This is a genomic window from Paractinoplanes ferrugineus (genome assembly GCF_016862195.1).
In the GTDB taxonomy this organism is placed as follows: Bacteria; Actinomycetota; Actinomycetes; order Mycobacteriales; family Micromonosporaceae; genus Actinoplanes; species Actinoplanes ferrugineus.
Genome location: NZ_BOMM01000035.1, coordinates 42,441 through 68,135, shown reverse-complemented (window position 1 = coordinate 68,135; position 25,695 = coordinate 42,441). Strand labels below are relative to the sequence as shown.

The following is a 25,695-nucleotide window of genomic DNA, read 5'->3' as shown; positions in this document are numbered from 1 at the left end:
CGAGGCGTACGACCGGAAACGAAGAAGGCTCGCGAGCAGCGCCCACCGCTGCTCGCGAGCCCTCTGCCCGGGTGGATCAGCCCTTGTAGGCGCCGATGATCTTCGTGAACTGGTAGGCCGACTGCGACACGCCACTGCACGTGTCGTCATTCGGGTATCCGCCCGAGCACTGCCGGTCCCGGTTCAGCGACCAGAACGTCAGGCGGGCGATGGTGTGCTGCTGCGCGTACGCGGTGATGGTCTGCATGTCGGCGAGGGTGACCACCGCCTTCTCGTCGGTGATGCCGTTCATCGACGAGATGCCGACGTGCCTGTAGGCCTCCGCGTCCGACCAGCCGTACGCCGACTTGAGCCGGTTCTTCAGCCCGTCCGCCGCCTGGATGGTCAGGGCGCCCTGGTTGTTGCCGGTGCTGCCCCAGTCGAAGGTCATGATGCCCCAGCCGTCGATCACCAGACCGGCCGCGGCGGCTCGGTTGATCAGCGAGGAGTCCGGCCCGGTGGTGCCGCTGCCCAGGGTGATGTAGGTGATGATGCCGGGGTTGTTGGCCTTGATGGTCTTCAGCGCGTCGACCGTCTTCTGCTGGTCGGCCGCGGTGTTGTACGGAGTGCCCTCGATGTCGATGTCGATGGCCTTCAGCCCGTACGCGTTGATGACCTTCTGGTAGGCCCCGGCCAGCGCCGAAGCGCTCGAGCAGGTGTGCTCGAGCCACGGTCCGGCGGCGCCGCCGAAGGAAATCACGACGTCACCCCCGTTGGCGCGGATCGTGTTGATCGCGGCCTGGTCGGCCCCGCCGGTCAGCGCCCGGCCGCCGTCCCACTTCGGGTCGCAGTTGCCGCTGTTCAGCATGAACGCCATCGTGAACCACTTGACCCCGGTGGTCTGGGTGACGGTGGTCAGGTTCGGCGGGTTGCCCCACCCGGTGTAGTAGTAGGGCGCGACCGCCTTGATCCCGGGTCCACCGGTCGACGGCGGAGTGCTGGTGGGAGGCGTGGTGGTCGGCGGCGTGGTCGTGCCCCCGCCGAGGGTCCACTTCTGGTTGGACGTGTTCGTACAGGACCAGATCTGCAGTTTCGCGCCGTTGGCGGTGTTCTTGTCCTTGACGTCCAGGCACTTGCCCGACGCGGAGTTGAGCAGAGCGCCGTTGGTGAGGGTCCACTTCTGGGTCGCCACCGTGTCGTAGCAGTCCCAGAGGTGCACGGTCCCACCGTCCGCGGTCGAGTTGTTCGCCACGTCCAGGCACTTGCCGCGGGCCTGGACCTGGCCGTTGTCGGCGATCGTCCACACCTGGTTGGTGTTGCCCGCCGTGCAGTCCCAGAGCTGCGGCAGGTTGCCGTTCGCGGTGGAGCCGTCGGTCACGTCGAGACACTTGCTGTTCAGGCCGCTGACGAGAGTGCCGGCGCTGGCGGCCGACGCGTTGGTGATGCCGATGACGCCCATCGTGGCGACCACCGCCACCCCGCCGAGAACTGCGAGAAGCTTCTTCATGCCGGAACCTGCCACTTCTGGTTGGCGGCGCCGGTGCAGCTCCAGATCTGCAGCTTGGCCCCGTTTGCGGAGTTGTTGTCCTTGACGTCGAGGCACTTGCCCGACACGGTGTTGATCAGGGTCCCGCCGGAGGCGGTCCACTTCTGCGACGCGACCGTCGAGAAGCAGTCCCACAGATGTACGGCGGCGCCGTCCGAAGTGGAGTTTCCGGCCACGTCGAGGCACTTGCCGAGGCCCTTGACCGAGCCGTCCGCGCCGACCGTCCACTGCTGGTTGGTGCTTCCCGAGACGCAGTCCCAGAGTTGGGGCTGGTTGCCGTTGGTGGTCGAACCGCTGGTGACGTCGAGGCACTTGCCACCGAGCCCGGTGATCGCGCCCGTCCTGTCGGTGCCGGTTCCGCCGCCCGATCCCGGCGTTCCGCTCCAGGTGAAGGTGGCGCTCGTCTTCGTCGGCAGCGAGTACGTGAAGGACTGCCCGCCCCAGTTGACCTTGACCGACTGGGTGCTGCCGCTCGTGTTGTAGGCGATCAGCGCCTTCGACCCGTCGCTGTTCTTGAACGCGACGTTGGGGACTGTCGAGTTGGCCGACGAGTCGATCCGCACCGCGCCCGGCTTCACGAACTTGGTGAGGTGACCCATGGTGTAGTACTCGACGGTGTAGTCCACCTGGCCGCGCCGGCCGTCGTTGCGGTGCACGGTCACCAGACCGGTGCACGTGCCGCAGCCGCCGTTGTGCGGGCCCATCGACTCGTCGACGGCGAGCGACCACTTCGTCCAACTACGACCCCAGTTGCGGAAGTAGTCGATCAGGTCGCCCATGTCGTCGGCGTGCTGGTTGCCGACCCAGGTGCCACCCGAGTGCTCGGTCATGTACGCGTTCACCGACGGGTACTGGTTGTGCACGGTGCTCGCGGTCGACGGATTGCCGCCGTAGTCGTGCCAGGCGATACCGCCGAAGTTCGGGTGGTTCCGGATGGCGCTGTCGGCCACCAGCGGCGCCACCCATTGGTCGTACGTGTCGAAGTTCCAGTCGCCGATCAGCAGCTTGGTGTTCAGGCCCGCCGACTGGAGCGCCGGCAGCAGATCGTTCTTGGCGAACGACTGGAGACCGGAAACCGCCCACTGCATCGAGGGGTAGCCGGCGCAGCAGCCGGGCTCGTTCTGCTCGGTGACGTACTTGATCGGCACACCCTGCGCCTGATAGCCCTGGATGTACTTCACGAAGTACTGCGCGTACGCCTTGTAGTACTGCGCCTGCAGATAACCCTGGCTGTAGGCGTTGTTGTCCTTCATCCACGTCGGCGCCGTCCAGGGCGAACCCATCACGAACATCGAGGGATTCAAGCCGTACGCCTGCTTCGTCAACGCCATGACGTCGGCGTCCCGCGAGAGCGCGAAGTCGTTCACGTCGCAGCAGGTCGGGTCGTACGAGAAGTTGTTCTGCGCCAGGTCGGACGACCCGATGACGTTGCGCAGCGCGCTGACGCCGATGCCGTTCGAGTTGCTGAACAGCTTGGTCAGCACGTCGTTCTGAGTCGCGGCGGAAAGCGCGCCCGACCCCTTGAGGTCGAAGGCGGCGGTGTCGGTCATCGACGCACCGGCGCCCTCGAACGGCTGGTAGGTGGTGTTCTCGTTGACGCTGATCGTCTGGTTGCCGGCGCCGCTGCTGCTCGCGAACGAGATGGGGGTCTGTTGCTGCAGCCCGCGGGTGACGGTGCGGCCACCGCTGTCGCTGGTGGTGGTCAGATAGACGTTGACGCTCTCGCCGGCCGCAAACGCCTGCGGCGCCGTGATCACGACCGCCGCCGCGAGCACAGTCGCGGACGCCGCCACGATCAGCGTCTTTCTTCGGGGCATGGGGATGGACATCTTCGGGGGACTCCCTTGCCGTAGGTGGGGGCCGTGGGCGGGGATCAGTAAGGTAGGTGAACAATAAACACCCCGATCGATACCCTGTCAACCGGCAAGCACGCTGCCGCAAGGCTCGTTTTAGCAGCTCAGAAGCCTGTTAAGAGTCTTAATATAAGTTTCGGTTAAGAGGGGTCACCAAGCCACGTGCTCGAGTCTGGCAAACTGGGAGCGCAACACTTGGAGGACTCGCCTAGTGGCCGATGGCGCCGGTCTTGAAAACCGGTATGGGGAAACTCATCGTGGGTTCGAATCCCACGTCCTCCGCACTCGTCGTGAACCGCAGAAACCCCCGCCGACCTGCGCGAAGCAGGACGACGGGGGTTCGTGTTCTCGAAGCCGGCGACTCGTCTATTCGCGGAAGTAGTCGGCCCACCCGCGTGCGTACTGGTCGACGGAGAAGTGGCGGAAGTTGCCGGCGGCTTCGCACTCGGTCAGGTAGGCCAGGGCGGCGTCGGCGAGTTCGGAGCCGTCGGCGGCGAGATGTGCCTTGGTTGCGTCGAGGCCCGCGCCGCAGAGCAGCTGGACGTCCAGGGCGCAGTGCGCGTCGAAGCTCGATTCTTTGGCTTGCCAGATGGTCAGGACGTCGTTGAGGTCGCCGGCGTTGAACAGCTGGACGCATGCCAGCTTCATCAGCTCGGTGTCCTGGTCATCCTGAATGAGCTCCGCTTCGGTTCGGAGGATGCGCCGGATCTCGCCGAGTACGTCGGTCGAGGGTCGAAGGCCATAGCGGCGAAGCAATTCATCCTCGTCCACGAGCACTCCGTTGGGTGGCCGCCTGTGCCAGTTGCGGCAGTATTCGGTCACGCCATCCGGGTCCCATGCGGTTGAAGGCGTCGCGTTCGGATTTCTGATCGAAGTCGAACCCGCTGTGCTCGAAGAACAGCCGAGTACCTTGGCCCTCCGCAACCAGACGCCAGGTCAGCGTCCAGGTCTTGTTGAACGTGTAGACCAGCTTCGCTTCGGGGACGACTTCGAGGACTTCGCAGGGCACGGCTCCCCATCCCGGCATCTGGAGATGGAAGCGGTGGCCCACGGTGGCGGCGATGTCGCCGGGCACCCACCAGCGCGCGTGCAGTTCGGGGTCGGTGAGCGTGCGCCAGACTTCGCTCGGTGGTGCGGCGACGAACTGGTCGACGGTGATGGTTCCGGTCACTGGTCCTCCTCGGCGACATCGGCGAGTGAGCGCAGTCGCTGACGCCAGAATCGTTCGAACGGGTGGAGCCAGTCGCCGACGTGGGTGAGCGGCTCCGCGGTCAGCCGGTAATGCCGGTGCCGGCCTCTGGGTTCGTCGTGCACCAGCGCCGCCTGGCGGAGCACCCGCAGGTGCTCGGCTACCGCCGACCGGCTCAGGTCGAACTGGTCGGCGAGGTCGCCCGCCGTCCGAGGCCCGGCGGTGAGCAGTTGCAGCAGTCTGCGGCGAACCGGGTTCGCCAGGGCGAGGAACACGTCGTCTTCGGACACCACCACACGATACGTCGGAGATTGCCGACATGTCGATGATTTCCGACGCGTTGCCGGGCTTCCGGGCCGACTACGCGGAAGGCCCCGCCGAGTGGCGGGGCCTTCGCTTTGTGGTCACCGGCAGGCGGGGCCGCCCAGCGGCCGGTTCGAGCGGGGCCGGGGCCGTGGTGGGCGGTCTTCGCGGACGGCGGTCACTTCGCGGCGATGCGAAGAACCGGTGGACAGCGGGCCGGCGGCCAGGAGGGTGATGCCGAGAAGGCGTAGCTGAGACTTCAAGAATCTGCTCCCCCGTTGATGATCAACGGCCAGCCACGTTAGTCGGATCCGGGGCGGTGCATGTGTCCCGCCAGAAATGTACCGCTACTTCGTGAAATTGAAGTAGAGGTACGGACTGTAGTTGGTGGCGTTGACGGTGTCGCCCGACTGGCCGGTCAGGTAGCCGGCGCGGACTCGATAGTTCACGCCGGTCTTGCGGCTGTTGGTGAACGTGACAGTGGACTTCCCGGCGCTGGACAACGCGTAATAGCCCGACTTCACCGCCCGCCACCGGCCTCCCGAGTAGGACTCGACCACCAGGTACTGCTTGCGCTTGGGGTATGCGGTCATCGTCGTCGTGAACACCGGGTTCGCCTTCTTGCGGAAGACGAAGTAGGAGCCCTTCTTCTTGTAGTTCTTCGACACCGCCGTCGACACGCTCGCCCGGGTGTAGACCATCGCGGAGGCGGACGCCGGGGTGGTGAAGTCGTCGCCCGCGAACGTGGCGGTGACCAGGGTGTTGCGCGACAGCTTGAGGGCGGCCGTCACGTTGCCCTTGGCGTCGACTGCCTTGCTGGTCAACAGCCGCTTGGGGTCGGTGCCGGCGGGGTCGGCGTAGATCGCGACGGTGCGGTTGACGTCGGTGGCGCCCAGGTGCGCGGAGAAGGTGACCGTCGTGCCCTGGTTGTAGTACGCGCCGTTGTGGTCCAGCGTCAGCGTCGCCGGCTGCGGCACTGCTGTCGTGACGGTTGTCTCGGTGACGAAGCCGGCGACGCGCAGCCGGTAGGTCACGCTTCCGGCGGCCGGTGCCGTGTCGGTGAACTCGAAGCTCTCGGCGGGCACCGTGGTGGGCCCGACCCGCGCCCCGTCGGCGAGCCGGGTGATCTCCATCGGCAGGCCCGCCGGCGAACGGTCGGCGTAGACGTTGCCGGTGATGGTGAACTGCTGGCCCGGCCGCACCCGGCTGGGCGCCGACAGGAAGCCGTTGACCTCCGGCTGCGCCGGCGGATCGAAGACCTGCATGGCGTACGGGTGATTGGCGTTCGTACCGCTCGTGATCGCGTACGCGGTGTGGGTGCCGGCCACGAGCGCGAAGCTCCGGATGCGGTTCCCCGGGAAGTAGTAGCCACTGTCGACGGTGGCCACCCGCTCGACCGAACCGTCGGGCGCGAAGTAGGCGAGACCGTCGGGGCTCGCGTTGACGTCGCTGATCACGACTGTGCCGTCGGCGGCGACCGTCACCCCGTTCGGGAAGAGCCCGACGGCGTAGCTACCGACCTCGGCCAGGTCGGTGGCCCGCAGCCGGACCGCCCCGGTCTGCTGGGAGCCAAGCAGAACCACCTCGCTGCCGTCCCGGGTGAGCGCGGCGTCGAGGTTGGCGGTGGCGTCGGGCAGCTCGCGAACGGCCGTCACCGCGGGTTTCCCGGTGGAGGCGTCGAGGATCGCGATGCGACCGTATTGAATCCCGACACCGGTGATGACGACGTGCTCGCCGACGGCTTCGAGGTCACGGATCGCGGTCCAGTTGCCGTCGAGCTCGGGGAACAGCTCGACCGAGGAGGTCGCCGGGTCGAGCGAGCCGAGCCGGCCCCACCCGTACGCGAACCAGATCTTGTCGCCGACCGTGACCAGCCGCCCGGCCCGCACGTCGGTCCCGAGCGGATAGGACGCCACCCGCGTCATCGTCGCGGTGTCGTAGGCGACGATCGCGGACGAGGCCGGCTCGCTCAGATAGAGACGATCGCCGGTGAGCAGCATCCCGCCCTGGGACGGCACGTCGAGCAGGCGCACCGGGTTGGCCTCGTAGTCGGTGACGAGGAGCTTTCCGTCATGCTCGTCGCCGATGATCACGTGGTGGTGCGTCGCGTCGACGACAATCTGGTTGGCCATCTCGAGCGGCAGAGTCCACGCGATGGGCGCCGGGTCGGCGGAGGCCGAGGCGGCGGGGAGCGCAGCCGCTCCGCCGAGGGCGACGGTCGCGGCCAGGAGAACACGAGGGGTCCACTTCAACACCCCGGAAGCTTAGGGCCGGATGCGCCCGATTTGATCATCCGAACGGTCACGACGAGGCGTGACCGTTCCGACGTCGGTGTTCTGGTCGGGCGGATTCACGATCATCTGGGCGCCGGGGCCGCGCGCCGCCAGCCGATCGGCCGGGTTGATCAGGTTGCACCGCTGCAGGGAGAGACACCCGCAGCCGATGCACCCGGTGAGCTGGTCGCGCAGTCGCTCCATCAGCACGATCCGCTCCTCCAGCTTGCCGCGCCAGCGCGCCGACAGCCGGGCCCAGTCCGCCTTGGTCGGGTTGCGACCCTCCGGGAGCTCGGCAAGCGCGTCGCGGATCTCCTCAAGGGACACCCCGACCTGTTGCGCGATCTTGATGAAGGCCACCCGCCGCAGCTCCGAGCGCTGATATCGCCGCTGGTTGCCGGTGGTGCGGGTGGAACTGATCAGTCCCTCGCGCTCGTAGTAGCGCAAGGCCGAGGGCGCGACGCCGCTGCGCGCCGCGAAGTCGCCGATGGCGAGCGTCTCCATCCGAGGCCCTTGAGTTGAAGTGAACTTCAGGTTGCAGCCTATCCGCATGACACTCACCGCACTGCCGGCCGACCCGCTCCGGCCGCTGATCCGGCGACTGACCGGAGACGAGAAGCACGCACCCAGCTCATACTCGACGCTTGATGTTCTCTGGGTGCTCTACGACAAGATCCTCCGGATCACCCCGGCCACCGCCGAGGCGCCCGACCGCGACCGGTTCCTGCTCTCCAAAGGCCACGGGCCGGCCGCCTACTACGCCGTACTGGCCGCGAAGGGATTCCTCCCGGCCGACTGGCTCGACGACCTCGGCGGGTGGGACAGCCCGCTCGGCCACCACCCGGACCGGATGCTCGTCCCGGGCGTCGAGGTCGGCACCGGATCCCTGGGACACGGCCTCGGCCTGGCCGTCGGCACCGCCCTCGGCCTGCGCGCCCAGGGATTCCTCGACACGCGAACCTTCGTCCTGCTGGGCGACGCGGAACTCGACGAAGGATCAAATCACGAGGCCATCGCGTACGCCGCGGCCATCCAACTGCCGATGACGGCCATCGTGATCGACAACCGGTCGGCGACGCACGGCTGGCCCGGCGGCATCGCGGCCCGTTTCCCCGGCTGGATCACCGCCCTCGTCGACGGACGCGACCACGACCAGATCGAGTACGCCCTGTCCCGCCGCTACGACCGGCCCAACCTGGTCGTGGCCACCGTCGAGTCGAAGGGTTGAGCCGCGATGCGCGAGGCGTTCATCGACACCACCACCGAACTGCTGGCCGAGGATCCGCGAACCGCTGTGGTGCTTGCCGACATCTCGGCTTCGGCATTCGCGCCGGCCGCCCGCCGCCATCCCGACCGCGTGCTCAACGTCGGGATCCGCGAACAGCTGATGACCGGTGTGGCCGGCGGGCTCGCGCTGACCGGGCTGCGACCGTACGTCCACTCGTACGCCCCGTTCCTGATCGACCGGGCGTACGAGCAGATCAAGCTCGACCTCGGACACCAGGACGTCGGTGCGGTGCTGGTCAGCATCGGCGCGTCCTACGACGCCGCCGCCGAGGGTTACACCCATCAGTCGCCCGGGGACGTCGAGTTGCTGGACACCCTCGACGGCTGGACCGTGCACGTACCCGGCCACCGGGACGAGGTCGCTGCGCTGCTGCGGGCCGCCGCCCGGCACGACGACCGGGTCTACGTGCGGCTCAGCGAACAGGAGAACACTCAGGCCTACCCGGACGCCGGGCGGCTGCAGGTGATCCGGCGGGGCGGCCCGCTGATCGTCGCGGTGGGCCCGATGCTCGACCCGGTGCTGGCGGCGACCCGCGACCTGGACGTCACGGTCGCCTACACGAACACGCCGCGCCCGCTCGACGCCGAGGGACTCCGCCTGCTGAGTGAAGGCGAACTCGTCATGGTCGAGCCCTACCTGGCCGGCACGTCGGCCCGCCAGGTGGCGGAGGCGCTCAGCGACGTACCTCATCGGGCGCTGCATCTCGGGGTCGGCCGGACCGAGATCCGTCGCTATGGAACGTGGTCGGACCACGCCCGCGCACACGGCCTGGACCCGGCAAGCCTGCGCACGCGCATCACCGAGTTCATGTGGTGAGTCTGCCGCCGCGCGTGGCCCCGCATCCCGGCGAAGTTGGCGCACCGGCGCATTGACAACGGCCGATGGCAGTCGGATGGTCGGATTATGTCCTCACGCGCCCGCGCGACCCTGTTCGTCCTCACCATCACGGCCGCCACCGCCCTCGTCGCCACCACGATCGATCCGGTCCGGGCCGCCCCGTTCACCGCGGCACCCGCCCCCGTTGCCCAGCTCAGCGGGGCTGCACCGCTGACCACGCAACCGCCGCCGAATCCGAGCGCCTCGGCATCCACCAGCAGCAGCCCGAGGCCGACCGACAGCTTCCCGTCATCGTCGGGTCCCGCCCCGGCCCGGCCGGGGCCGATCACCGGCCTGCGCGTCGCAGCCGCCACACCGGGCTCCGTCACTCTCGCGTGGGATCCCATCCCGCGGGGCTGCTGCGACCTCAGCCACACGATCATCGAGTACTCGGAATACGAAGACACCTACCTCGGCACGGCGAGAGTGGAGCGCGGGGTCGACACGGTGACCGTCACCGACCACATCCGACCCACCGGCGAGTACTTCTTCTCGGTCACCGCCGTGGACGTCAACGGCCTCCGCTCGTACCCGACGGCCCTCTCCGTGATCGTGCCCAACGCGGCGACCGGCGACATCACTCCGCCGGCGCCGCCGAAGGCCCCGGCGATCGACCGGATCACCACCAACCGGGTGCGGCTGACCTGGGCACCGGCCACCGACAACGTCGCGGTTACCGGCTACGACATCTACCACATCAGCAACTACACGGTCCCCTCGACGCTCGTCGCCAGGACCGCCGGTACGTCGGTCATGCTGCCGTTCGACACCGGCACGGTCCCGAGCGGCGGGTGGGTCGTCCGCGCGCGGGACGCCGCGGGCAATCTGTCTTTCCGGAGTGAGATCGTCTGGCCGCCCGCAGCGCCGGTCCAGCCGTGTGGTTTCGGGTTCAGATATCTGAGTGAGCGGCGAGGGATGTTCACCGCCCAGGTGACCATCACCAACCCCGGCTGGTTGAGCCTCGACTTCTGGTGGCTCGCGTTCCGATTCGGCGGCGATCAGCGGATCACGTCGGTCCGAGGGGCGCAGTTCTCCCAGGACGGGTCGCTGGTCGTGCTGAACGGTCCAGCACAGGCCCGGGCCCTTCCGTCCGGCGGCAGCGTCACCGCCGTCATCGAGGGACGAATCAGGACCGACCGGACGCCGCCCACCGCGGCCACCCTGAACGGGGTCGCCTGCGTCGCCGGCTGATCGGCGGGCGGGATCGAGTCAGGCGGCGATCGCGCGGGCCGGGCGGAAGACGTTCTGCAGGAGGGCGTCGAAGTGCCACACCACGTCCGGCTCGGCGAGCTTCAACCGGAATCGCTCGCGCACCCCGTCCACCGCCGTCGCGGCCATCTCGACGGCCGAATGGGAGGCGTCAAGATTCCAGGAGACGTTGCTCAAATGCCGCAAATTGGCATTCAGATGCAGTCGCAACCGATGGAGCACCTTCGTTTCCTGAATCACCACGAGGCGCCGGCGGGTCAGCAACATCAGGAATTCGCCGCCCATCGGCGCCTCCGGCCGAGAACATCGGCTGACCAGCACAGTCGCGTCGTCCGGATCGACGCAGCGACGAAAGATCGGGATGTGTCGGCTGACGGCCGGAATGGCCACACCGGCTTCGGCGGCGGCGGGAAGGAACGTACTGGAAAACACGTCCATATGGCGTTCAACGGGTGTTTGCGCCGTTCGGCATCGGCCGTCACCCGATGGATAGCTGGAATAGTGGTCGCATGCAGTGGCGGATCAAGCCGGTTCTGCCGGTAACCAAACTGATGGGCGCGGTCGCGATAATGGTGCTGGCGGCCGCGTTCGCCGGCGCCGACCCGATCCGGTGGGGGATCGCCGGGGTCGCGGCGGCCGGCGTCTTCCTGTGGGCGCTGCGGGATCTGCTCGCGCCGATCCGCCTGGCGGCGGACCCGTCGGGGGTGACGGTGGTCACCGGATTCGCCGGCCGTCGGCACCTGCCCTGGACAGCGATCGAGCGGGTACGGGTGGATCGGCGCACCCACCGTGGTCTGCGCACCGAGATGCTCGAGCTGGACGCCGGCGACGCGATCTACCTCTTCAGCACCAACGACCTGGGCGCCCAGCCCGAAGAAGTCGCCGCCACCCTGTCCGACCTGCGGGCCACTGCGGTGTCGCTGGACGAGAACCAGGTCGGTCCGGCCTGAGCGGCCCGGCCTGAGCGGCTAGGCCAGGAGTGCGACGGTGCGCACCACCGAGGCGGCCAGCAGGATCAGGAAGAACGCGGAGCACCCGACCGTCTGCACGACGGTGCGCCGGGCCGGCGGGGCGTAGGCCAGCACGGCGGCCACGATGGCGCCGGCGACCAGTCCGCCGAGGTGGCCGGCGACCGAGATGTTCGAGATGGTGAACGTGAAGAGCAGGTTGACCACCAGCAGCGGGATCAGCGCGGTCACGTCGAGCTTGAGCCGGCGGTTGACCACGAACATCGCCGCGACCAGGCCGAAGACCGCGGTCGAGGCGCCGGCGGCGGGCTGGTTCTGCGGGGTGAAGACGTAGGCCGCGACATTGCCGCCGAAACCCGCCAGAAGGTAGAGCGCGGTGAACCGGATCGGGCCCAGCTGAGCCTCGAGATAGCGGCCCAGCTGCCAGAGCAACATCATGTTGAGCAGCAGGTGGAGCACGCCGTAGTGCAGGAACATGGCGGTGCCGAGCCGCCACCACTCGCCGGCCGCGACACCGTGTACCTCGCCGCCGAGGGTGTAGGGCGCGTAACCGAGCACCTCGCCCCACTTGGTGACCGCCGTCGACGAGCCGAGCAGACCGAACCAGCCACCGGAACCGGCGACGGCCTTGGCCCCACCGACGATCGCCGACAACACCATGACGGCGACGTTGATGCCGATCAGGGTGCGGGTCGCATAACCGGCCAGGCCGGCCTGGCTGCCGCCGAACGCCGACCGGGCCTCCCGCTGGGTCTTGCGACCCTCGGACACGCACTCGGGGCACTGGTGACCGACCGAGGCCTCGACCATGCAGTCGGGGCAGATCGGCCGGTCACAACGAGTGCACCGGAGGTAGGTCTCCCGGGACGGATGTCGATAGCAGACCGGTGCCGTCGAGGGAGCCTCACTCATGCGTACAAAGGTACGTCAGTCCTGCACGCGCTCGATTTCCACGCGCTCGATGACGACGTCCTCGACCGGCCGGTCGCCCGGGCCGGTCTTGGTGGCCGCGATCGAGTCGACGACCTTGGCCGACGCCTCGTCGGCGACCTGACCGAAGATCGTGTGCCGGCGGTTCAGGTGCGGGGTCGGCGCGACCGTGATGAAGAACTGCGAGCCGTTGGTGCCGGGGCCCGCGTTCGCCATGGCCAGCAGGTAGGGGCGGTCGAACTGCAGCCCCGGGTGGAACTCGTCGGCGAACTTGAAGCCGGGGCCACCGCGACCGGTGCCGGTCGGGTCGCCCAGCTGGATCATGAAGCCGGCGATGACCCGGTGCGAGATCGTGCCGTCGTAGTACGGGCCGGAGCCCGCCTGGCCGGTGCGCGGGTCGACGTATTCCTTGTTGCCCTCCGCGAGCTCCACGAAGTTGCGCACGGTCGCCGGGGCGTGGTCCGGGAACAGCTGGAGCCGGATCGAGCCATGGTTGGTGTGCAGGGTGGCGTAAAGCGTCTCGGCCACGGGTACTCCTGTCGTTGTCGCGGTCGTCCCTCGGGTACCTCTAAGGGGCTATGGGACAGTTCTTTGGCAATTCGGATCCTCCCCCATGTGTCAGATCCGGCAGCGCCGGGGTACCGATAGAGGGCACGATGACGTGGGAGAGAACCACAGGGAGGTGGGCACTGGTGTTCGCAACGATGCGCCGCAAGCGTCGCAACCGGCGGATGAAGACTGAGCTCGGGCAGAGCGTTGACCACTTCAAGCGCGCGGCTTCGCTCGCGGCTCAGGAGACCAGCGCGACCGTGGGCCCGACCCTCGCCGCCGCGGTCGACCGGGTTCAGCCGGCCGCCGCCAAGGCCAAGGGTGCGGCGACGAGCGGCTGGGACAGCGCTCTCGCCACGATCACCCCGCTTGTCGCGGCCGCAACCGACAACGTGCGGCAGACCGGCAAGGTGACCAAGAGCGAGGCCAAGAAGTCCGCGAAGCAGAACAAGAAGAACGCGAAGAAGCTGCAGAAGCGGGCGAACGCGATGTTGGGCCGCAAGCAGGGCCGTCGTGGCTCGCGTCTGCTGGGCTTCGCGCTGCTCGGCACCGCTGTCGGTGTCGGTGCGGCGTACGCGGCCAAGCGCCGCAAGGCCGCTCAGTGGGACGAGTACGACCCGGCTTCCCCGACCGCTCAGGTCGGCGGGGCCGACGACGCCGCGTTCGAGCCGGTCGAGCCGACGGCGTACACCACGCCGAACGGCACCGTGTCGGACCCGGCTCAGCAAAGCCCCCGGTAACGCACTTATTGACCCCGGGTGGGTGACGTCGTCTTGACGTCGCTCTCCCGGGCTCGGGCCGGATCGAGTGCCGGCCCGGGCGGCAGCAGCGAGATCAGCGCCGACGGCACCCGCTGAACCGCCACGTCGCTGTCGTAGCCGAGCTTTTTCAGCAGGCTGCGGCCGGCCAGTGGATAGGCGCGGCCGGTGTCGGTCACCACGATGATCGTGCCGGTGCCGGCGGGCGCCTCCGGCGTCGCCGTCACCTCGGCCACCACGCCACGGCCGCGGGTGAGGTGCCAGAAGTCGGCAAGCATCCGGTTGGGCTGGGCGCCGGCGGTGTCGACCGCCTCACTGCTCGGCAGCGTCGGATCGATCCGCAGCCCGTCCCCGATCGGCTTGTTGTCGGCCGTCGTGGTCGGCAGCGTCATGCAGGCCACCCCCGGGTTGCCGGGGTGCAGTGCCGGCACCGTGGCGGGTAGCGCGCCCGGGTCCCTGGTGTCGTTGAACTTGGTCTTCGACGTCGGCATGGTCAGATAGTCGCCGCCGATGTCGCGTGGGCTCCCCCGGCCGGCGACCTGCATGAGGATTGTCTGCAGCGGGGTGAGGACGGCCGCGCCGTCGGACAGGATGATCGAGACTTCCTTGCTCTGCCCGGTCACCAACTGACCCACCTCGAGGTTGCCGACCGGTGAGTCGTCCCCCACATTTCTGATCGCCGGCGCGACCAGGTCACCGCCGCGCGGGATGGCGTTGAGCCAGGCGGTCGAGACCTGCCACGGGTCCTGCGAGGCCCAGCCGAACGCGCGGGTGGTCGCGAGCAGCCGCTCGTCGGGGATGACGAAGCGGCGGTTGGCGTAGACCAGGTCGGTCTCGAACTTGTCCTGCACCAGCAGGGCCTCGTTGCCGTTCTGCGCGACCGTGCCGTCCTTGAGCTTGTCGCCGATCAGCAGGGTGCTGCGCGCCTCACCCTGCTCACCCTTGTTGTCGGTGCAGATCGACCAGCGCTCGGTGATCAGACTGCCAGGCAACGGCAGTGAGTCGGGAGCGTCCGGAATGCCGAGCGGCGGACCCAGCGGCACCTTGGCCAGCCGATCGGCCGCGATGCTCTTGAGCTGGGGCTCGTCACTGCTGGCCAGCAGCAGGCCGGAGGTGAAGTTGAGCACCGGGTGCAGCTTGGCGTCGGACTCCAGATAGACGAATCGGGCGCCGGAGCCCTTCTCCTGGAAGACCACGCTCGTGTCGGTCGGCTCCACATTGCTGTGTCCGGTCAGGACGCCGTAGATCGTGGCGCCGAGCACGGCGAGACTCGCGATCAGCAGGCTGACCAGGGCTGTCGTGCCGGCCCGGCGGAGTGGCGACTTGGACGGATCGGGGTCGTGCGTGACCAGCGCGGCCACCACCCGCTGAAGCGAGTACTGGTATGAATGCAGCTGATCCTGACGCGACGGCACCCCATCACTTTAGGGGTGTGCGTCGATGTGGAGGGGGCGGCCTCTCACAGCCAGCCGTTGCGGCGCAGCGCCCGGTACAGCAGAACCGAGACGCCGAGGATGATCGCCCACCAGGCCGGATAGCTGTAGAGCCAGTCCAGCTCGGGCATGTGCTTGAAGTTCATGCCGTAGACGCCGGCCCCCGCGGTCCAGACCGTGGCGATGGCCGCCCACGCGGCGATCTTGCGCATGTCGTTGTTCTGGTCGACGGTGACCTGCGCGAGCCGGGCCTGCAGGATCGAGTTGAGCAGATCGTCGAAGGACGAGACCTGCTCGACCGTACGCGTCAGATGGTCCTGCACGTCGCGGAAGTATTTCCCGATCCGCTTGGGCACGATCGCGACGATCGTGGCGAGCGGACGCTGCAGCGGCACCACCGCGCGCCGGAACTCCACGAGTTCCCGCTTCATCTGGTAGATCGCCTGGATCGGGCTGCCCGCACCGCGGGTGAAGACGCCCTCCTCGATGATGTCGAGGTCGGCCTCGACCTGGTCGGCGACCGCCAGATAGTGGTCGACCACCCGGTCGGTCACCGCGTAGGCCACCGCCCACGGGCCCTGCTCGAGAAGCGCGGCCCGCTCGGTCTCCAGGTCCAGCCGCACCGAGCCCAGCTCGGAGGCGTCGCCGTGGCGGACCGTGATGACGAACTGCTCGCCCACGAAGAGCATCATCTGGCCGGTCTCGACGACCTGCGAGGTCTCGGTGATCTTGTCGTGCGGCACGTACCGGGCGGTCCGCATGACCAGGAAGTGCACCGTGCCGAAGTTCTCCAGCTTGGGCCGCTGCTCGGCCTTCACCGCGTCCTCCACCGCCAGCTCGTGCAGGCCGTACGAGTGCGCGATGGCGGTCATCTCCTCCTCGCCCGGCTCGTGCAGGCCCAGCCAGACGAACGCGTCGTCCCGGGAGCAGGCCTCGCGAAGCGCCTCGTCGGGGGAGAAGGTGCCGGGCAGGCGCACGCCGGCCGCGTACACCCCGCAGTCGACCACGGCGCTCGCGGCCGGGTGCGGCCGTGACCCGTTCGCGAGGCCGTCCGTCGTGCCGAGGAGCCGGTTCATCGCCCGCAGCGGGGCGAAGGCTCGAACCAGCGGCTTGCTCCGGCTCCAAGTGCCGTTTTCACGCTCGCTCATGAGACCTCCCCCACTTGTTACGACGGGCACACCGAATGCGCCGGACGGGAAACGGTTACCCGCCCGGCGCAACGAGAACCTTAGGCGCGGACCTCTTCGATGGCCTCGGCCAGTCGGCGGACACCTTCGTCGATCTGGTCGACGGTGACCGCGGAGAACGCCAGGCGCACCGAGCTCTTGCCACCGTCGAGCAGGAAGTCCGTGCCCTTGACGATAGCCACACCCTTCTTCATGGCGGCCGGGAACAGCTTGTCCACGTCCACGTCGGTGGGCAGGTCGACCCAGAGGAAGTAGCCGCCGTCGGGCTCGGTGAAGACCGCGCCCGGAATGTGCTTGCGCAGCGAGTCGGCGAGCACCGAGGCCCGCTCGGCGAGCGCGGCGCTGACCGTCTCGATCGACTTGGCGATGTCGCCGGAGACACAGAACTGGTGCACGATCGCCTCGGAAACCATGCCGGGCGAGATGTAGAGGTTGGTGGCCTTCTTCGCGATCGCGTCGATGAGCGCGGCCGGGCCGACCAGGTAACCGACGCGGACGCCGGGGCAGACCGTCTTGGTGAAGCTGGAGGCGTGGACCACGACGTTGTCGGAGTCCATCGACAGCATCGAGGGCAGCGCCTCGCCGCGGAAGCGGATGTCGACGTACGGGTCGTCCTCGAAAATGATGAACTCGTATTCGACGGCCAGCGCCACCAGCGCGCGCCGCTTCTCCTCGGACAGCGTCAGGCCGGCCGGGTTCTGGTAGTTCGGGATGATGTGGGCGAGCTTGGGACGAACACCCGATTCGAGCAGGGCGCGCAGCTCGTCGACGTCGATGCCGTCCTCGCGCAGCGTGACCTGGTGCACCTTGGCCCCGAGCTGCTGGAGGCTGAGCAGCGTACGGTCGTAGGTCGGCTTCTCCACCACCACGGTGTCGCCCGGCCGCACCAGGTGGTTGAAGAGGAAGGCGTCCGCCTGCAGTGACCCGTTGGTGACGATGACCTGGTCAGCCGACACCCCGTGCTTCTCCGCGATCCACTTGCGGAGCGGGACATAGCCGACGGAGGTGCCGTAAGCGGTCATGCCGGAGGGGTCGGCGTCGAAGGCGCGCACCGCGGCGGCCTTCAGGCCCTCGACGTCGATGATGTCCAGCGACGGAGCGCCACGGGCGAAGGAGATCAACTGCTCAGCGGTCATGGTTTCCAGCTTACGAGCAGCCTCTATAGGATTTTTCTCTACCTCGTGCGGTCCGCGGTGTGAGACACCGACGGTTATCCTCGCGGGGCCACACGCATGCTTTGACAGGAGATCCCATGATCGGCTTGATTCTCGCGGCGGGCGCCGGCCGCCGCCTTCGCCCCTACACGGACACGCTTCCGAAAGCGCTCGTCCCGGTGGACGGCGAAACCACGATCATGGATATCTCGTTGTCGAACCTGGCCGCGGCCGGGCTCACCGACGTCACGATCGTCGTGGGCTACCGCGCCGGCGCCGTCGAGGAGCGGGTCTCCACGTTCCAGGAGAAGTACGGCGTCAAGATCAGCCTGGTGCACAACGACAAGGCCGAGGAATGGAACAACGCCTACTCCCTCTGGCTCGCCCGTGACCACTTCGCCCAGGGTGCGTTGATGGTCAATGGCGACACCGTACATCCCGTGAGCGTCGAGCAGACCCTCCTGACGAGTCGTGGTCCGAGCATCCTGCTCGCCATCGACAATCTGAAGAAGCTGGCTGACGAGGAGATGAAGACGGTCTTCCGGGAAGATGGACAGCTGGCCAAAATCACCAAACTGATGGACCCGGCGGACGCGTTCGGCGAGTACATCGGCGCCAACATCATCGAGCCCGCGGCCGCGGCCGGCCTGGCCGACGCCCTCAAGACCACCTGGGAACGCGACCCCAACCTCTACTACGAGGACGGCTTCCAGGAATACGCGAACCGCGGCGGCGAGGTGCGCGCGGCGACGATCGGCCAGGTCAGCTGGGTCGAGGTCGACAATCACGAGGACCTCGCCAAGGCGCGGGAGATCGCATGCCGCTACTAGCGCGCAGCATCCAGACGCCCCTGCACATCGACGTACGTCGCGGTGCGGTCGCCGACCTGGGTCGCATCCTGGCCGACGGCCGCATCTCGGCCGGCGGCGACGTCGCCGTCGTGGTCGGCCCCGGCCTCGGTGAACGGGTGGTGAACCTGATCCGCCCCACACTCGGCGCGGCCGACGTCTACACCACCGTCGGCGGCACCCTGGACGCTGCGCTCGAACTCTCCGGCAAGCTTCGCGCCCGCAGCTACGACGCGGTCGTCGGGATCGGCGGCGGCACCACCGTGGACACCGCGAAATACGCGGCCAACCGGTGGGGCCTGCCGATGATCTCGGTGGCCACCAGCCTCGCCAACGACGGCATCGCCTCACCGGTCGCCAGCCTCATCCACGACGGCATCAAGAACTCGTACGGCGTGCACATCCCGTTCGGCGTCGTCGTCGACCTGGACTTCGTCGAGAACGGCTCGGAGCGCGTCAACCGTGGTGGCATCGGCGACGTGATCAGCAACATCTCCGCGCTCGCCGACTGGGAACTGGCCCGCGAAGTGCGCGGCGAACCGGTCGACGGGCTCGCCGCCTCGCTCGCCCGGATGGGCGCCGAGGCGGTGCTCAACATGCCCGGCGACATGTCCGACGACGCGTTCGTCACGGTGCTCGCCGAATCACTTATCGCCAGCGGCCTGGCCATGGCGGTCTGCGGCAGCAGCCGGCCCGCCTCCGGCGGCTGCCACGAGATCATGCACGCCGTCGACTCGCTGTTCCCCGGCACCGCCTCGCACGGCGAGTTGGCCGGCCTGGGCGCGCTGTTCTGCACGTTCCTGCGGGGCGACGAACGTCGCTTCACCCAGATGTCCGAATGCCTGGCCCGGCACCAGCTGCCGCGCCTGCCCGCCGACGTGGACCTTGACGCGGGCCAGTTCGTCGAGGCGGTCGCGTTCGCCCCGCGCACCCGGCCCGACCGCTACACGATCCTCGAACACCTGGCCATGAGCCCGGACGAGATAAGCCGAAAGCTGGCCGACTATGTCGAAGCCGTCACCAACCGCTGATTCCGGCCCGGTCGCGGCCGCCCCCTCCGCCGCCGACTACTACGCGGTCAACCGCGGGGGCGGGCTGTTCAGCGAGGCTGTCAGCCAGCACCTCGGCGCCCGGATCGCGGTCGGCGCCCACAAGCGTGGCCTCGCCCCGTCCGTGCTCACGGTGTTCAACCTCGGCCTCGGCTGCCTGGTGTCCTTCGTGGTCATCGCGGCCGCCGGCCCGGTGGCCGAGGGCCGGGTCTGGGCCTGGCCGATCGGCCTGCTCGCGCTGATCGGCTGGCAGCTGGCGTACGCGTTCGACTGCTCCGACGGCCAGCTGGCCCGAGTCACCCGGCAGACCTCGATCGCCGGCGGGCGGCTGGACGTGCTCTGCGACGTGGCCGTCCAGATCTCCCTGGTCTCGGCCCTGGCCGCCACCGCCAAGGCGCAGGTGTCCGACACTCCCGCGTGGCTGCTCGCCGCGTTCGCCGGCACCTGGATGGTCAACCTGGTCACCTCGGTGATGCAGGGCGGCGAGCAGGCCGCGAGCATGGTGACGAGCCGCTCGCTGCCGATCCGCCTGGTCAAGCTGGTCCGCGACTACGGCGCCGTGATCGCCCTGGCCGGCCTGGTGCTGGCCGTCGCACCACAGTGGACGGTCTGGTTCATCGGCTTGTTCACCCTGGTCAACGCCGCCTTCCTGGCCGCCAGCATCATCTTCTCCGCCCGCACCGCCCTACGCGGCTGACCCGGCCGAAGATGACGCTCGGGCGAGCGGCTCTGCTGCTCAAGCAGTACCGTGCGCTCGATTGGTACCGGCGGTCAGCGTTGGAGGTTCAGAAGCTCGCCTACTTCTTGCACTGAATCATGTGCTGATCGCCATGCGGCTCGACTGTTAAGGAAAGCCCGATAGATCGCGTCGTCGACCAGCTCGTACGGCACGATTGCGCTCCCGTCGTCGCCGTGCAGCAGTCGGGTGACCTAGACGCGTACCGGGATTGCTGAGGAGGTGCCGAGCAGTTTGCCGGTGGCGTCGAGGGCTTCGGCGACGACGTACTCCGGGGTGCCGGGGACGGTCAGGGTGGTCTCGAAGCCGGACCGCGGGGCCTCGAGGGTGCCGGTCAGAGCGCCGGGCTGGGCTCCGTAACGCGCCCGCCAGCGGTTCACCCGGGTGGTGCCGTTCCAGCTTGCGCTGACCACCACGTTGCCGCCCAGGACGGTCAGGCCCAGGGCGGGCTGGTCGAGTGGCTCGCCGGTCCAGTCGACCTTGTAGGCGCGGTAGGACTGGTTGTCGAGGGGGATGTGGCCGGCCAGGCGGACGCTGCCGTCGACGTTGTGTTCGGTGAAGTGCGGCATCTGACCCCAGCCGATGAACGAGCCGCCGTCGGCCAGTTCGCGGAAGTTGCCCTGGGTCGGGGCGGACACCCGCTCGGGGTGGAGGTACTCGGCGACGAAAGCCGCGGTTTTCGCCGTCTCGTCGAGCTTGAGCACCAGCCCGCGGGAGTAGTCGCGCACCTTGGTCACGCCGGCGCCGTTGTCGAAGACGCTGTAGGAGCCGTCGCGGCGTTGGCGGAAGTCGTGCTGCCAGGCGAACTTCGCCTTCTCCTCGACCGTGAAGTCGGACTTCTTGCCGCCGAGCCGCCAGATCACCTTGCCCGACGATTTGTCCAACTTGTAAGCCGTCCAGGTGTGCCGGGACGAGATGATGATGTTGCCGTCGGCGGCCAGGCCGACCGAGTTGGCGTGGAAGTAGTCGTAGGGCAGATGGGCCGAGTCGCCGCCGGGCAGCGGGGCGTACGACTCGTCGAGCGGCACGTGCTCGCTTGCCCGCCACTCGAACAGCTTCTTGCCGGTGGCGATGTCGATCTCCTGGATCACCCCGTCGTGCAGCACCCCGTCGGTCGGGCCGCCCACCGGGCTGAGGTCGTACGGGATCGGGTCGTAGATCCAGAAGAGTGCCGTGTCCCGCGGGGTGATGACGAAGTCGTGCTGGTCGGCCTGCTCGCTGCCGGCCGCCCGCACCCGGGTGACCTCTCGGTAGGACCGGTCGGCAAGCACGAACTCACCCTGGCCGACGCCCTGCCCACCGGTGCCCCCGATGGTCCCCTCCCACCAGGTGAGCACCGGTTGGTTCCGGTATTTCTGCACCTTGAAGTCGATGGCGACGGTGGCCGGGTCGGGCACCTTCTTGAACCAGATCGGCGAACCCTTCTCGTCGACCATGAGGGGGCCCCACAGGCCGGTGCCGGACGCCGGTGACAGGCAGATGTAGCCGCCGACGGTGGCGTTCGCGGGCGTCGTGATCGTGACGTCCGGCATGGTCCGCAGGTCGGGCCGGGACCGGTACTTGGCGGGTGTGGGCGCCGGCTCGGTCGCTTTGACCGCCGGGGGTTCGGAGCCGGAGCCGAGCGCATAGCCGACTCCACCTCCGGTCACGCCGACGATGGCCGCGCCGCCCACACCCAAGAGCAGTTTTCTTCGATCCACCCGGAGAGCATTCCCCCGTGCCCCCATGCTCTACCTAGGTGCCAGCTGTGACTTCCCGATAGATGTCGAGCAGCCTGGCGGTCAGCACGTCCGGATGGAATTCGCTCAGATAGCGACTCCGGGCAATCTTCCCAAGACCGGCGGCCTCGTCGCGGGCCACCGGCAGGGCGGCGGCCAGCGCCGCCGGCTCCGGGGGCACCAGCCAGCCGGCTTCCGCCCCGATGAGGTACGGCAGACCGCCGACCGCCGTGCCGAGAACCGGGCGGCCGTCGGCCATCGCCTCCAGGATCACCGTGGGCAGCACGTCGTTCCAGGTCGGCACGGCCAGCACGACCGCCGCCGCGCGCCGGGCCTCGACCATCCGCGACCGGTCCAGAATGCCCGCGTAGGTGATGTCGGAGCGCTCGGCCGCGGCTTTCTCGGCGAGCGGCCGCAGTTCCCCGTCGCCGGCGATGAGCAGCGGGCCCAGCGAGCCGTCCGGATGCCGCTGCCACGCGTCCAGCAGCAGTTCGAGGCCCTTCTCCGGGGACAGCCGGCCACCGAAGAGGAAGCCCTCGCCCGGCGGGGACGGCTCGCCCGGGTCGGGATAGGCGTTCGGCTTCACCACGATGCGTTCGTCGGGGATGCCGTAGTCGCGCAGGTGGGCGGCGATCCGGTCGGTCAGGGCGACGTATCGCTCGACGGACTTCCAGGTGGGCCGGTGCACGGCCAGGGTGGTGGCCATCAGAGCGCTCTGCGCGGCCGATCCCCGGTAGCAGCGGTGCTTGACGGCCGGCCAGCCGACCAGCTTGCCCCGGCAGTCCTGACAGTTGTGGCCGTCCCGGAAGTACAGGCCCGACGAGCAGACCTGGCGGTAGTTGTGCACGGTCTGGATCACCGGCACCCCATGGGCATGGGCCGTCTTGATGACCCAGGGCGACAGCAACGGGTACGGGTTGTGCAGGTGCAGCAGGTCCGGGCGTTCGTCGGTCAGCAGTCGAGCCAGGTCACGCTGGGCCGGGCCGCCATAGATCGGCGAGATCGGCAGAAGCGCCTTCTGCACGGCCGGGAGCTCGCCGATCGAGTCCGAGCTGCGCTGGAACGGCAACACCTCCACCCCGACCGCCCTGAGCTGGGCGATCTCGGTGTCCACGATGACGTTCTCGCCCGAGGGGATCGCTTCCCGATAACGGTTGTGCGCAACCACCACCTTCATGGCCGGAAACGCTACCGTTGACCTCGTGCCGGAACTTCCCGAGGTCGAGGCGCTCGCCGCATACCTGCGTGAGCGCGCGGTCGGCCACACCGTGCAACGCCTCGAGGTGTCCTCGTTCAGCGCGCTGAAGACGTTCGATCCGCCCGCCTCCGCCGTCGCCGGGATGCCGGTTCGTGACGCCGGCCGGCATGGCAAGTTCCTCGACATCGCCCTCGGCGACGACCTCCACCTGATCGTGCACCTCGCCCGAGCGGGTTGGCTGCATTACCGCGACGCGTTCAAGTCGCCCGCCCCGCTCAAGCCGGGCAGCGGGCCGATCGCGATCCGGATGCGGCTCGACGACGGCTCCGGGTTCGACCTGACCGAGGCCGGCACCCAGAAGTCGCTGGCCGCCTATCTGGTGCGCGATCCGGCCGAGGTGCCGGGCGTGTCGCGCCTCGGGCCCGACGCGCTCGCCCTCTCCGAGACGGAGTTCGCCGAGCGCATCCGCTCGCGCAACGGTCAGATCAAGGGTGTGCTCGTCGACCAGGAGGTGCTGGCCGGCATCGGGAACGCGTACTCCGATGAGATCTTGCACGTCGCCAAGATGTCGCCGTTCGCGCTCACCGGCAAGATCACCGACGAGCAGATGGGTGAGCTCTACCGGGCGATGCGCGAGGTCGAGACCGACGCGGTGACCCGGTCGGTCGGGCAGAAGGCGGCCGAGCTCAAGGGCGAGAAGCGCGCTGGGCTGCGGGTGCACGCTCGTACAGGTCTGCCCTGCCCGATCTGCGGGGACACCGTGCGTGAGGTTTCCTTCGCCGACAAGAGCTTGCAGTACTGCGCTACGTGTCAGACCGGCGGCAAACCGCTGGCCGACCGCCGCCTGTCGAAGCTGATTCGATAGGCCCGATAGTTACTTTGTGTGCCTGAACAACTCGGTGTGGTAGAGCCTGTGCGACGTGCGCTCCGTTCGGCCGGTTCCATCGGTATAGTGGCCCGGTCCCAGGCAACGCGCTAAGGGTCGACGGGTGCGGGCCGTGGTGGCCGACAGCCGAAAGCTCGTGGCGGTGCGTAATCTTTTCCGGATGCGGGAGGACGTAGGCGAGGTGTCGACAAGCCTGCATCACCCGGTTACCGACAGCAGCCGGAGCAAACCCGTGCCGTACGACAGCTTCGAGTGGCAGCAGGAGCCGCCACCGAGCAACGGCGTACCCCGATCGGCCTGGAACCGGACGCACAAGCGCCTGTCCCGCTGGCACCGGCCGTACACGTTGGCGCTTGTCTTCCTTGATCTTCTTTCGGTCCTGCTGGCGAGCTATCTGGCCGCGACCTACCTGGAGAAGTCGAAGTCCGGCTTCGACAACCGCAGCCTGCTCTTCCTGCACGGCCAGGAGCTGTTCAGCTTCTTCGCCTACATCGTCCTGCCGCTCGGCTGGCTGATCCTGCTGTGGGCCAACGGCACCTACGACCGGCGCTATCTGGGTCTGGGCAGCGAGGAGTTCAAGCGGATCGTCCGCACGTCGGTCACGGTCGTGGCCGCCGTGTCGCTGCTCGCCTTCGCCACCAAGACCGGCCTGTCCCGTGGGACGGTCGCGATGGTGTCGGCGAGCGCCGCCTTCTTCCTGCTCACCGACCGGGTGCTCGCCCGGCAGGTGCTGCACCTGGCCCGCCGCCGGTTCGGCCACGGCGCACACCGGATGGTCCTGGTCGGCACCCTGCCCGAGGCGCTCGAGGTCTACACGGCGGTCACCCGCTCGCCGGCGGCCGGCCTCATCCCGGTCGCGATCCACCTGACCGACGGCTACGCGGCGGCCCGCGGCATCGAGACCCCGGTTCCCGTCTACGCGACCCGTGACCTGCTGTCCCTGGTGCGCGAGGTGGGCGCCGACACGATCGCGGTCTGCGGTTCGGCGAGCGCCGAGCCGGGCGAGTTGCGCCGGCTGGCCTGGCAGCTCGAGGGCACCGGCGTCGACCTGGTGGTGGCGCCGCAGCTCACCGACATCGCCGGCCCGCGCGTGCACATCCGCCCGATCGAGGGTCTGCCGCTGCTGCACGTCGAGGAGCCGACTCTCTCCGGCCCCGGCTGGCTCGCGAAGAACCTGCTCGACCGGGTCGCGGCCGGGCTAGGCCTGCTCTTCCTGAGCCCGTTCCTGCTGCTCATCGCGCTCGGCATCAAGATCTCCGACCCCGGGCCGGTCTTCTTCCGGCAGCCCCGGGTCGGCCACGAGGGCCGCACGTTCCGAGTGTGGAAGTTCCGCACGATGTACGTGGACGCCGAGGAGCGCAAGGCCACGCTGGAGGAGCTCAACGAGTCCGACGGCATGATGTTCAAGATGAAGGTCGACCCTCGGATCTTCGCCTTCGGGCAGAAGCTCCGGGCCACCTCGATGGACGAGCTCCCGCAGCTGATCAACGTGCTGAAGGGCGAGATGTCGCTGGTCGGCCCCCGCCCGTTGCCCGCCGACGACGGCGACTACCTCGGCGACGTCCGCCGGCGCCTGCTCGTCCGCCCCGGCATGACCGGCCTGTGGCAGGTCTCCGGTCGTTCCGACCTGAGCTGGGACGAAGCGGTGCGGCTCGACCTCTACTACGTGGACAACTGGTCGCTCACCTACGACCTTGGCATCCTGTGGCGCACCATCTGGGTCGTCCTCAAGCGCAAGGGCGCCTACTGACCTTTTGATGTTCCT

25 protein-coding genes and 1 tRNA gene are annotated in these 25,695 nt (G+C 68.4%); 11 read left to right on the top strand and 15 right to left on the bottom strand.

Features of this window, described 5'->3' with window-relative positions; translation table 11 throughout:
• Positions 1–76 precede the first annotated feature (76 nt).
• Together Afe05nite_RS18870 and Afe05nite_RS18865 are read right to left on the bottom strand one after the other, a co-directional pair.
• Positions 77–1,486: a ricin-type beta-trefoil lectin domain protein gene (locus Afe05nite_RS18870; protein ID WP_203818446.1), complete on the bottom strand. Its 1,410-nt coding sequence runs from the start codon at positions 1,484–1,486 to the stop codon at positions 77–79.
• A complete protein-coding gene (locus Afe05nite_RS18865; RefSeq protein WP_203818445.1) occupies positions 1,483–3,342 on the bottom strand; it encodes a ricin-type beta-trefoil lectin domain protein in 1,860 nt (619 codons plus the stop codon). The genes Afe05nite_RS18870 and Afe05nite_RS18865 overlap by 4 nt, the downstream gene beginning before the upstream one ends.
• Positions 3,343–3,575: 233 nt before the next feature.
• On the opposite strand from Afe05nite_RS18865, the gene Afe05nite_RS18860 reads away from it, so the two are divergent.
• Positions 3,576–3,660: transfer RNA gene (locus Afe05nite_RS18860), tRNA-Ser, on the top strand.
• A gap of 84 nt (positions 3,661–3,744) precedes the next feature.
• Here the strand turns inward: Afe05nite_RS18860 and Afe05nite_RS18855 are convergent.
• The 5 genes from Afe05nite_RS18855 to soxR all read right to left on the bottom strand — a co-directional run bounded on the left by Afe05nite_RS18855 (position 3,745) and on the right by soxR (position 7,647).
• The gene (locus Afe05nite_RS18855) at positions 3,745–4,149 is read right to left on the bottom strand and encodes a hypothetical protein (protein WP_203818444.1); all 405 of its coding nucleotides are present in this window, start codon (positions 4,147–4,149) and stop codon (positions 3,745–3,747) included.
• Positions 4,136–4,549 carry an SRPBCC family protein gene (locus Afe05nite_RS18850; protein ID WP_203818443.1) on the bottom strand — a complete coding sequence of 138 codons (414 nt, stop codon included), beginning with the start codon at positions 4,547–4,549 and terminating at the stop codon, positions 4,136–4,138. Before Afe05nite_RS18850 ends, Afe05nite_RS18855 begins: the two co-directional genes overlap by 14 nt.
• The gene (locus tag Afe05nite_RS18845; protein ID WP_203818442.1) at positions 4,546–4,857 is read right to left on the bottom strand and encodes an ArsR/SmtB family transcription factor; all 312 of its coding nucleotides are present in this window, start codon (positions 4,855–4,857) and stop codon (positions 4,546–4,548) included. The genes Afe05nite_RS18850 and Afe05nite_RS18845 overlap by 4 nt, the downstream gene beginning before the upstream one ends.
• A 360-nt stretch (positions 4,858–5,217) precedes the next feature.
• Positions 5,218–7,125 carry an NHL repeat-containing protein gene (locus tag Afe05nite_RS18840; RefSeq protein WP_203818441.1) on the bottom strand — a complete coding sequence of 636 codons (1,908 nt, stop codon included), beginning with the start codon at positions 7,123–7,125 and terminating at the stop codon, positions 5,218–5,220.
• A gap of 9 nt (positions 7,126–7,134) precedes the next feature.
• Positions 7,135–7,647: a redox-sensitive transcriptional activator SoxR gene (soxR, locus tag Afe05nite_RS18835; protein WP_239117961.1), complete on the bottom strand. Its 513-nt coding sequence runs from the start codon at positions 7,645–7,647 to the stop codon at positions 7,135–7,137.
• A 46-nt stretch (positions 7,648–7,693) separates the two neighbouring features.
• On the opposite strand from soxR, the gene Afe05nite_RS18830 reads away from it, so the two are divergent.
• The 3 genes from Afe05nite_RS18830 to Afe05nite_RS18820 all read left to right on the top strand — a co-directional run bounded on the left by Afe05nite_RS18830 (position 7,694) and on the right by Afe05nite_RS18820 (position 10,498).
• A complete protein-coding gene (locus tag Afe05nite_RS18830) occupies positions 7,694–8,371 on the top strand; it encodes a thiamine pyrophosphate-binding protein (RefSeq protein ID WP_203818440.1) in 678 nt (225 codons plus the stop codon).
• 6 nt (positions 8,372–8,377) lie between these two features.
• Entirely contained in the window at positions 8,378–9,247 is an 870-nt protein-coding gene (locus Afe05nite_RS18825) for a transketolase family protein (protein ID WP_203818439.1), read from the top strand.
• 87 nt (positions 9,248–9,334) lie between these two features.
• On the top strand, positions 9,335–10,498 hold the full coding sequence (locus Afe05nite_RS18820) for a cellulose binding domain-containing protein (protein WP_203818438.1): 1,164 nt from the start codon (positions 9,335–9,337) through the stop codon (positions 10,496–10,498).
• An 18-nt stretch (positions 10,499–10,516) separates the two neighbouring features.
• Here the strand turns inward: Afe05nite_RS18820 and Afe05nite_RS18815 are convergent, their stop codons facing one another.
• Positions 10,517–10,954: a hypothetical protein gene (locus tag Afe05nite_RS18815; protein ID WP_203818437.1), complete on the bottom strand. Its 438-nt coding sequence runs from the start codon at positions 10,952–10,954 to the stop codon at positions 10,517–10,519.
• Positions 10,955–11,025: 71 nt separating this feature from the next.
• Here Afe05nite_RS18815 and Afe05nite_RS18810 point away from each other — a divergent pair, with 71 nt between their 5' ends.
• Positions 11,026–11,466 carry a PH domain-containing protein gene (locus tag Afe05nite_RS18810; protein WP_203818436.1) on the top strand — a complete coding sequence of 147 codons (441 nt, stop codon included), beginning with the start codon at positions 11,026–11,028 and terminating at the stop codon, positions 11,464–11,466.
• Between the two features lie 18 nt (positions 11,467–11,484).
• Here the strand turns inward: Afe05nite_RS18810 and Afe05nite_RS18805 are convergent, their stop codons facing one another.
• Both Afe05nite_RS18805 and Afe05nite_RS18800 read right to left on the bottom strand, forming a co-directional pair.
• Positions 11,485–12,396, bottom strand: coding sequence for a rhomboid family intramembrane serine protease (locus tag Afe05nite_RS18805; RefSeq protein WP_203818435.1), 912 nt, complete (start codon positions 12,394–12,396; stop codon positions 11,485–11,487).
• A gap of 15 nt (positions 12,397–12,411) precedes the next feature.
• Positions 12,412–12,942 carry a peptidylprolyl isomerase gene (locus Afe05nite_RS18800; protein WP_203818434.1) on the bottom strand — a complete coding sequence of 177 codons (531 nt, stop codon included), beginning with the start codon at positions 12,940–12,942 and terminating at the stop codon, positions 12,412–12,414.
• Positions 12,943–13,106: 164 nt separating this feature from the next.
• Between Afe05nite_RS18800 and Afe05nite_RS18795 the strand changes: the two genes are divergently transcribed.
• Positions 13,107–13,703: a hypothetical protein gene (locus Afe05nite_RS18795; protein WP_239117959.1), complete on the top strand. Its 597-nt coding sequence runs from the start codon at positions 13,107–13,109 to the stop codon at positions 13,701–13,703.
• A gap of 5 nt (positions 13,704–13,708) precedes the next feature.
• On the opposite strand, the gene eccB is transcribed toward Afe05nite_RS18795, so the two are convergent.
• The 3 genes from eccB to Afe05nite_RS18780 all read right to left on the bottom strand — a co-directional run bounded on the left by eccB (position 13,709) and on the right by Afe05nite_RS18780 (position 17,477).
• Entirely contained in the window at positions 13,709–15,136 is a 1,428-nt protein-coding gene (gene eccB, locus Afe05nite_RS18790; protein WP_203818433.1) for a type VII secretion protein EccB, read from the bottom strand.
• A 44-nt stretch (positions 15,137–15,180) separates the two neighbouring features.
• The gene (locus tag Afe05nite_RS18785; protein WP_203818432.1) at positions 15,181–16,302 is read right to left on the bottom strand and encodes a magnesium and cobalt transport protein CorA; all 1,122 of its coding nucleotides are present in this window, start codon (positions 16,300–16,302) and stop codon (positions 15,181–15,183) included.
• An 80-nt stretch (positions 16,303–16,382) separates the two neighbouring features.
• Positions 16,383–17,477, bottom strand: coding sequence for an aminotransferase-like domain-containing protein (locus Afe05nite_RS18780; RefSeq protein ID WP_203818431.1), 1,095 nt, complete (start codon positions 17,475–17,477; stop codon positions 16,383–16,385).
• Positions 17,478–17,593: 116 nt separating this feature from the next.
• Here Afe05nite_RS18780 and Afe05nite_RS18775 point away from each other — a divergent pair, with 116 nt between their 5' ends.
• From Afe05nite_RS18775 to Afe05nite_RS18765, 3 genes are read left to right on the top strand one after another with little or no spacing between them, the layout of a single operon-like run.
• On the top strand, positions 17,594–18,325 hold the full coding sequence (locus Afe05nite_RS18775) for a phosphocholine cytidylyltransferase family protein (RefSeq protein ID WP_203818430.1): 732 nt from the start codon (positions 17,594–17,596) through the stop codon (positions 18,323–18,325).
• Positions 18,313–19,374, top strand: a complete 1,062-nt coding sequence (locus Afe05nite_RS18770) for an iron-containing alcohol dehydrogenase family protein (RefSeq protein ID WP_203818429.1) — start codon at positions 18,313–18,315, stop codon at positions 19,372–19,374. The genes Afe05nite_RS18775 and Afe05nite_RS18770 overlap by 13 nt, the downstream gene beginning before the upstream one ends.
• Positions 19,349–20,089 carry a CDP-alcohol phosphatidyltransferase family protein gene (locus Afe05nite_RS18765; protein WP_203818428.1) on the top strand — a complete coding sequence of 247 codons (741 nt, stop codon included), beginning with the start codon at positions 19,349–19,351 and terminating at the stop codon, positions 20,087–20,089. The genes Afe05nite_RS18770 and Afe05nite_RS18765 overlap by 26 nt, the downstream gene beginning before the upstream one ends.
• A 233-nt stretch (positions 20,090–20,322) precedes the next feature.
• Here Afe05nite_RS18765 and Afe05nite_RS18760 read toward each other — a convergent pair whose 3' ends face one another.
• Together Afe05nite_RS18760 and Afe05nite_RS18755 are read right to left on the bottom strand one after the other, a co-directional pair.
• Complete coding sequence (locus Afe05nite_RS18760) at positions 20,323–21,828, bottom strand: arylsulfotransferase family protein (protein ID WP_239117957.1); 1,506 nt, start codon at positions 21,826–21,828, stop codon at positions 20,323–20,325.
• A gap of 34 nt (positions 21,829–21,862) precedes the next feature.
• Complete coding sequence (locus Afe05nite_RS18755; RefSeq protein ID WP_203818426.1) at positions 21,863–23,023, bottom strand: glycosyltransferase family 4 protein; 1,161 nt, start codon at positions 23,021–23,023, stop codon at positions 21,863–21,865.
• A gap of 25 nt (positions 23,024–23,048) precedes the next feature.
• Here Afe05nite_RS18755 and Afe05nite_RS18750 point away from each other — a divergent pair, with 25 nt between their 5' ends.
• Positions 23,049–23,909, top strand: coding sequence for an Fpg/Nei family DNA glycosylase (locus Afe05nite_RS18750; RefSeq protein WP_203818425.1), 861 nt, complete (start codon positions 23,049–23,051; stop codon positions 23,907–23,909).
• Between the two features lie 181 nt (positions 23,910–24,090).
• A complete protein-coding gene (locus Afe05nite_RS18745) occupies positions 24,091–25,680 on the top strand; it encodes a sugar transferase (protein ID WP_203818424.1) in 1,590 nt (529 codons plus the stop codon).
• Positions 25,681–25,695: the final 15 nt, after the last annotated feature.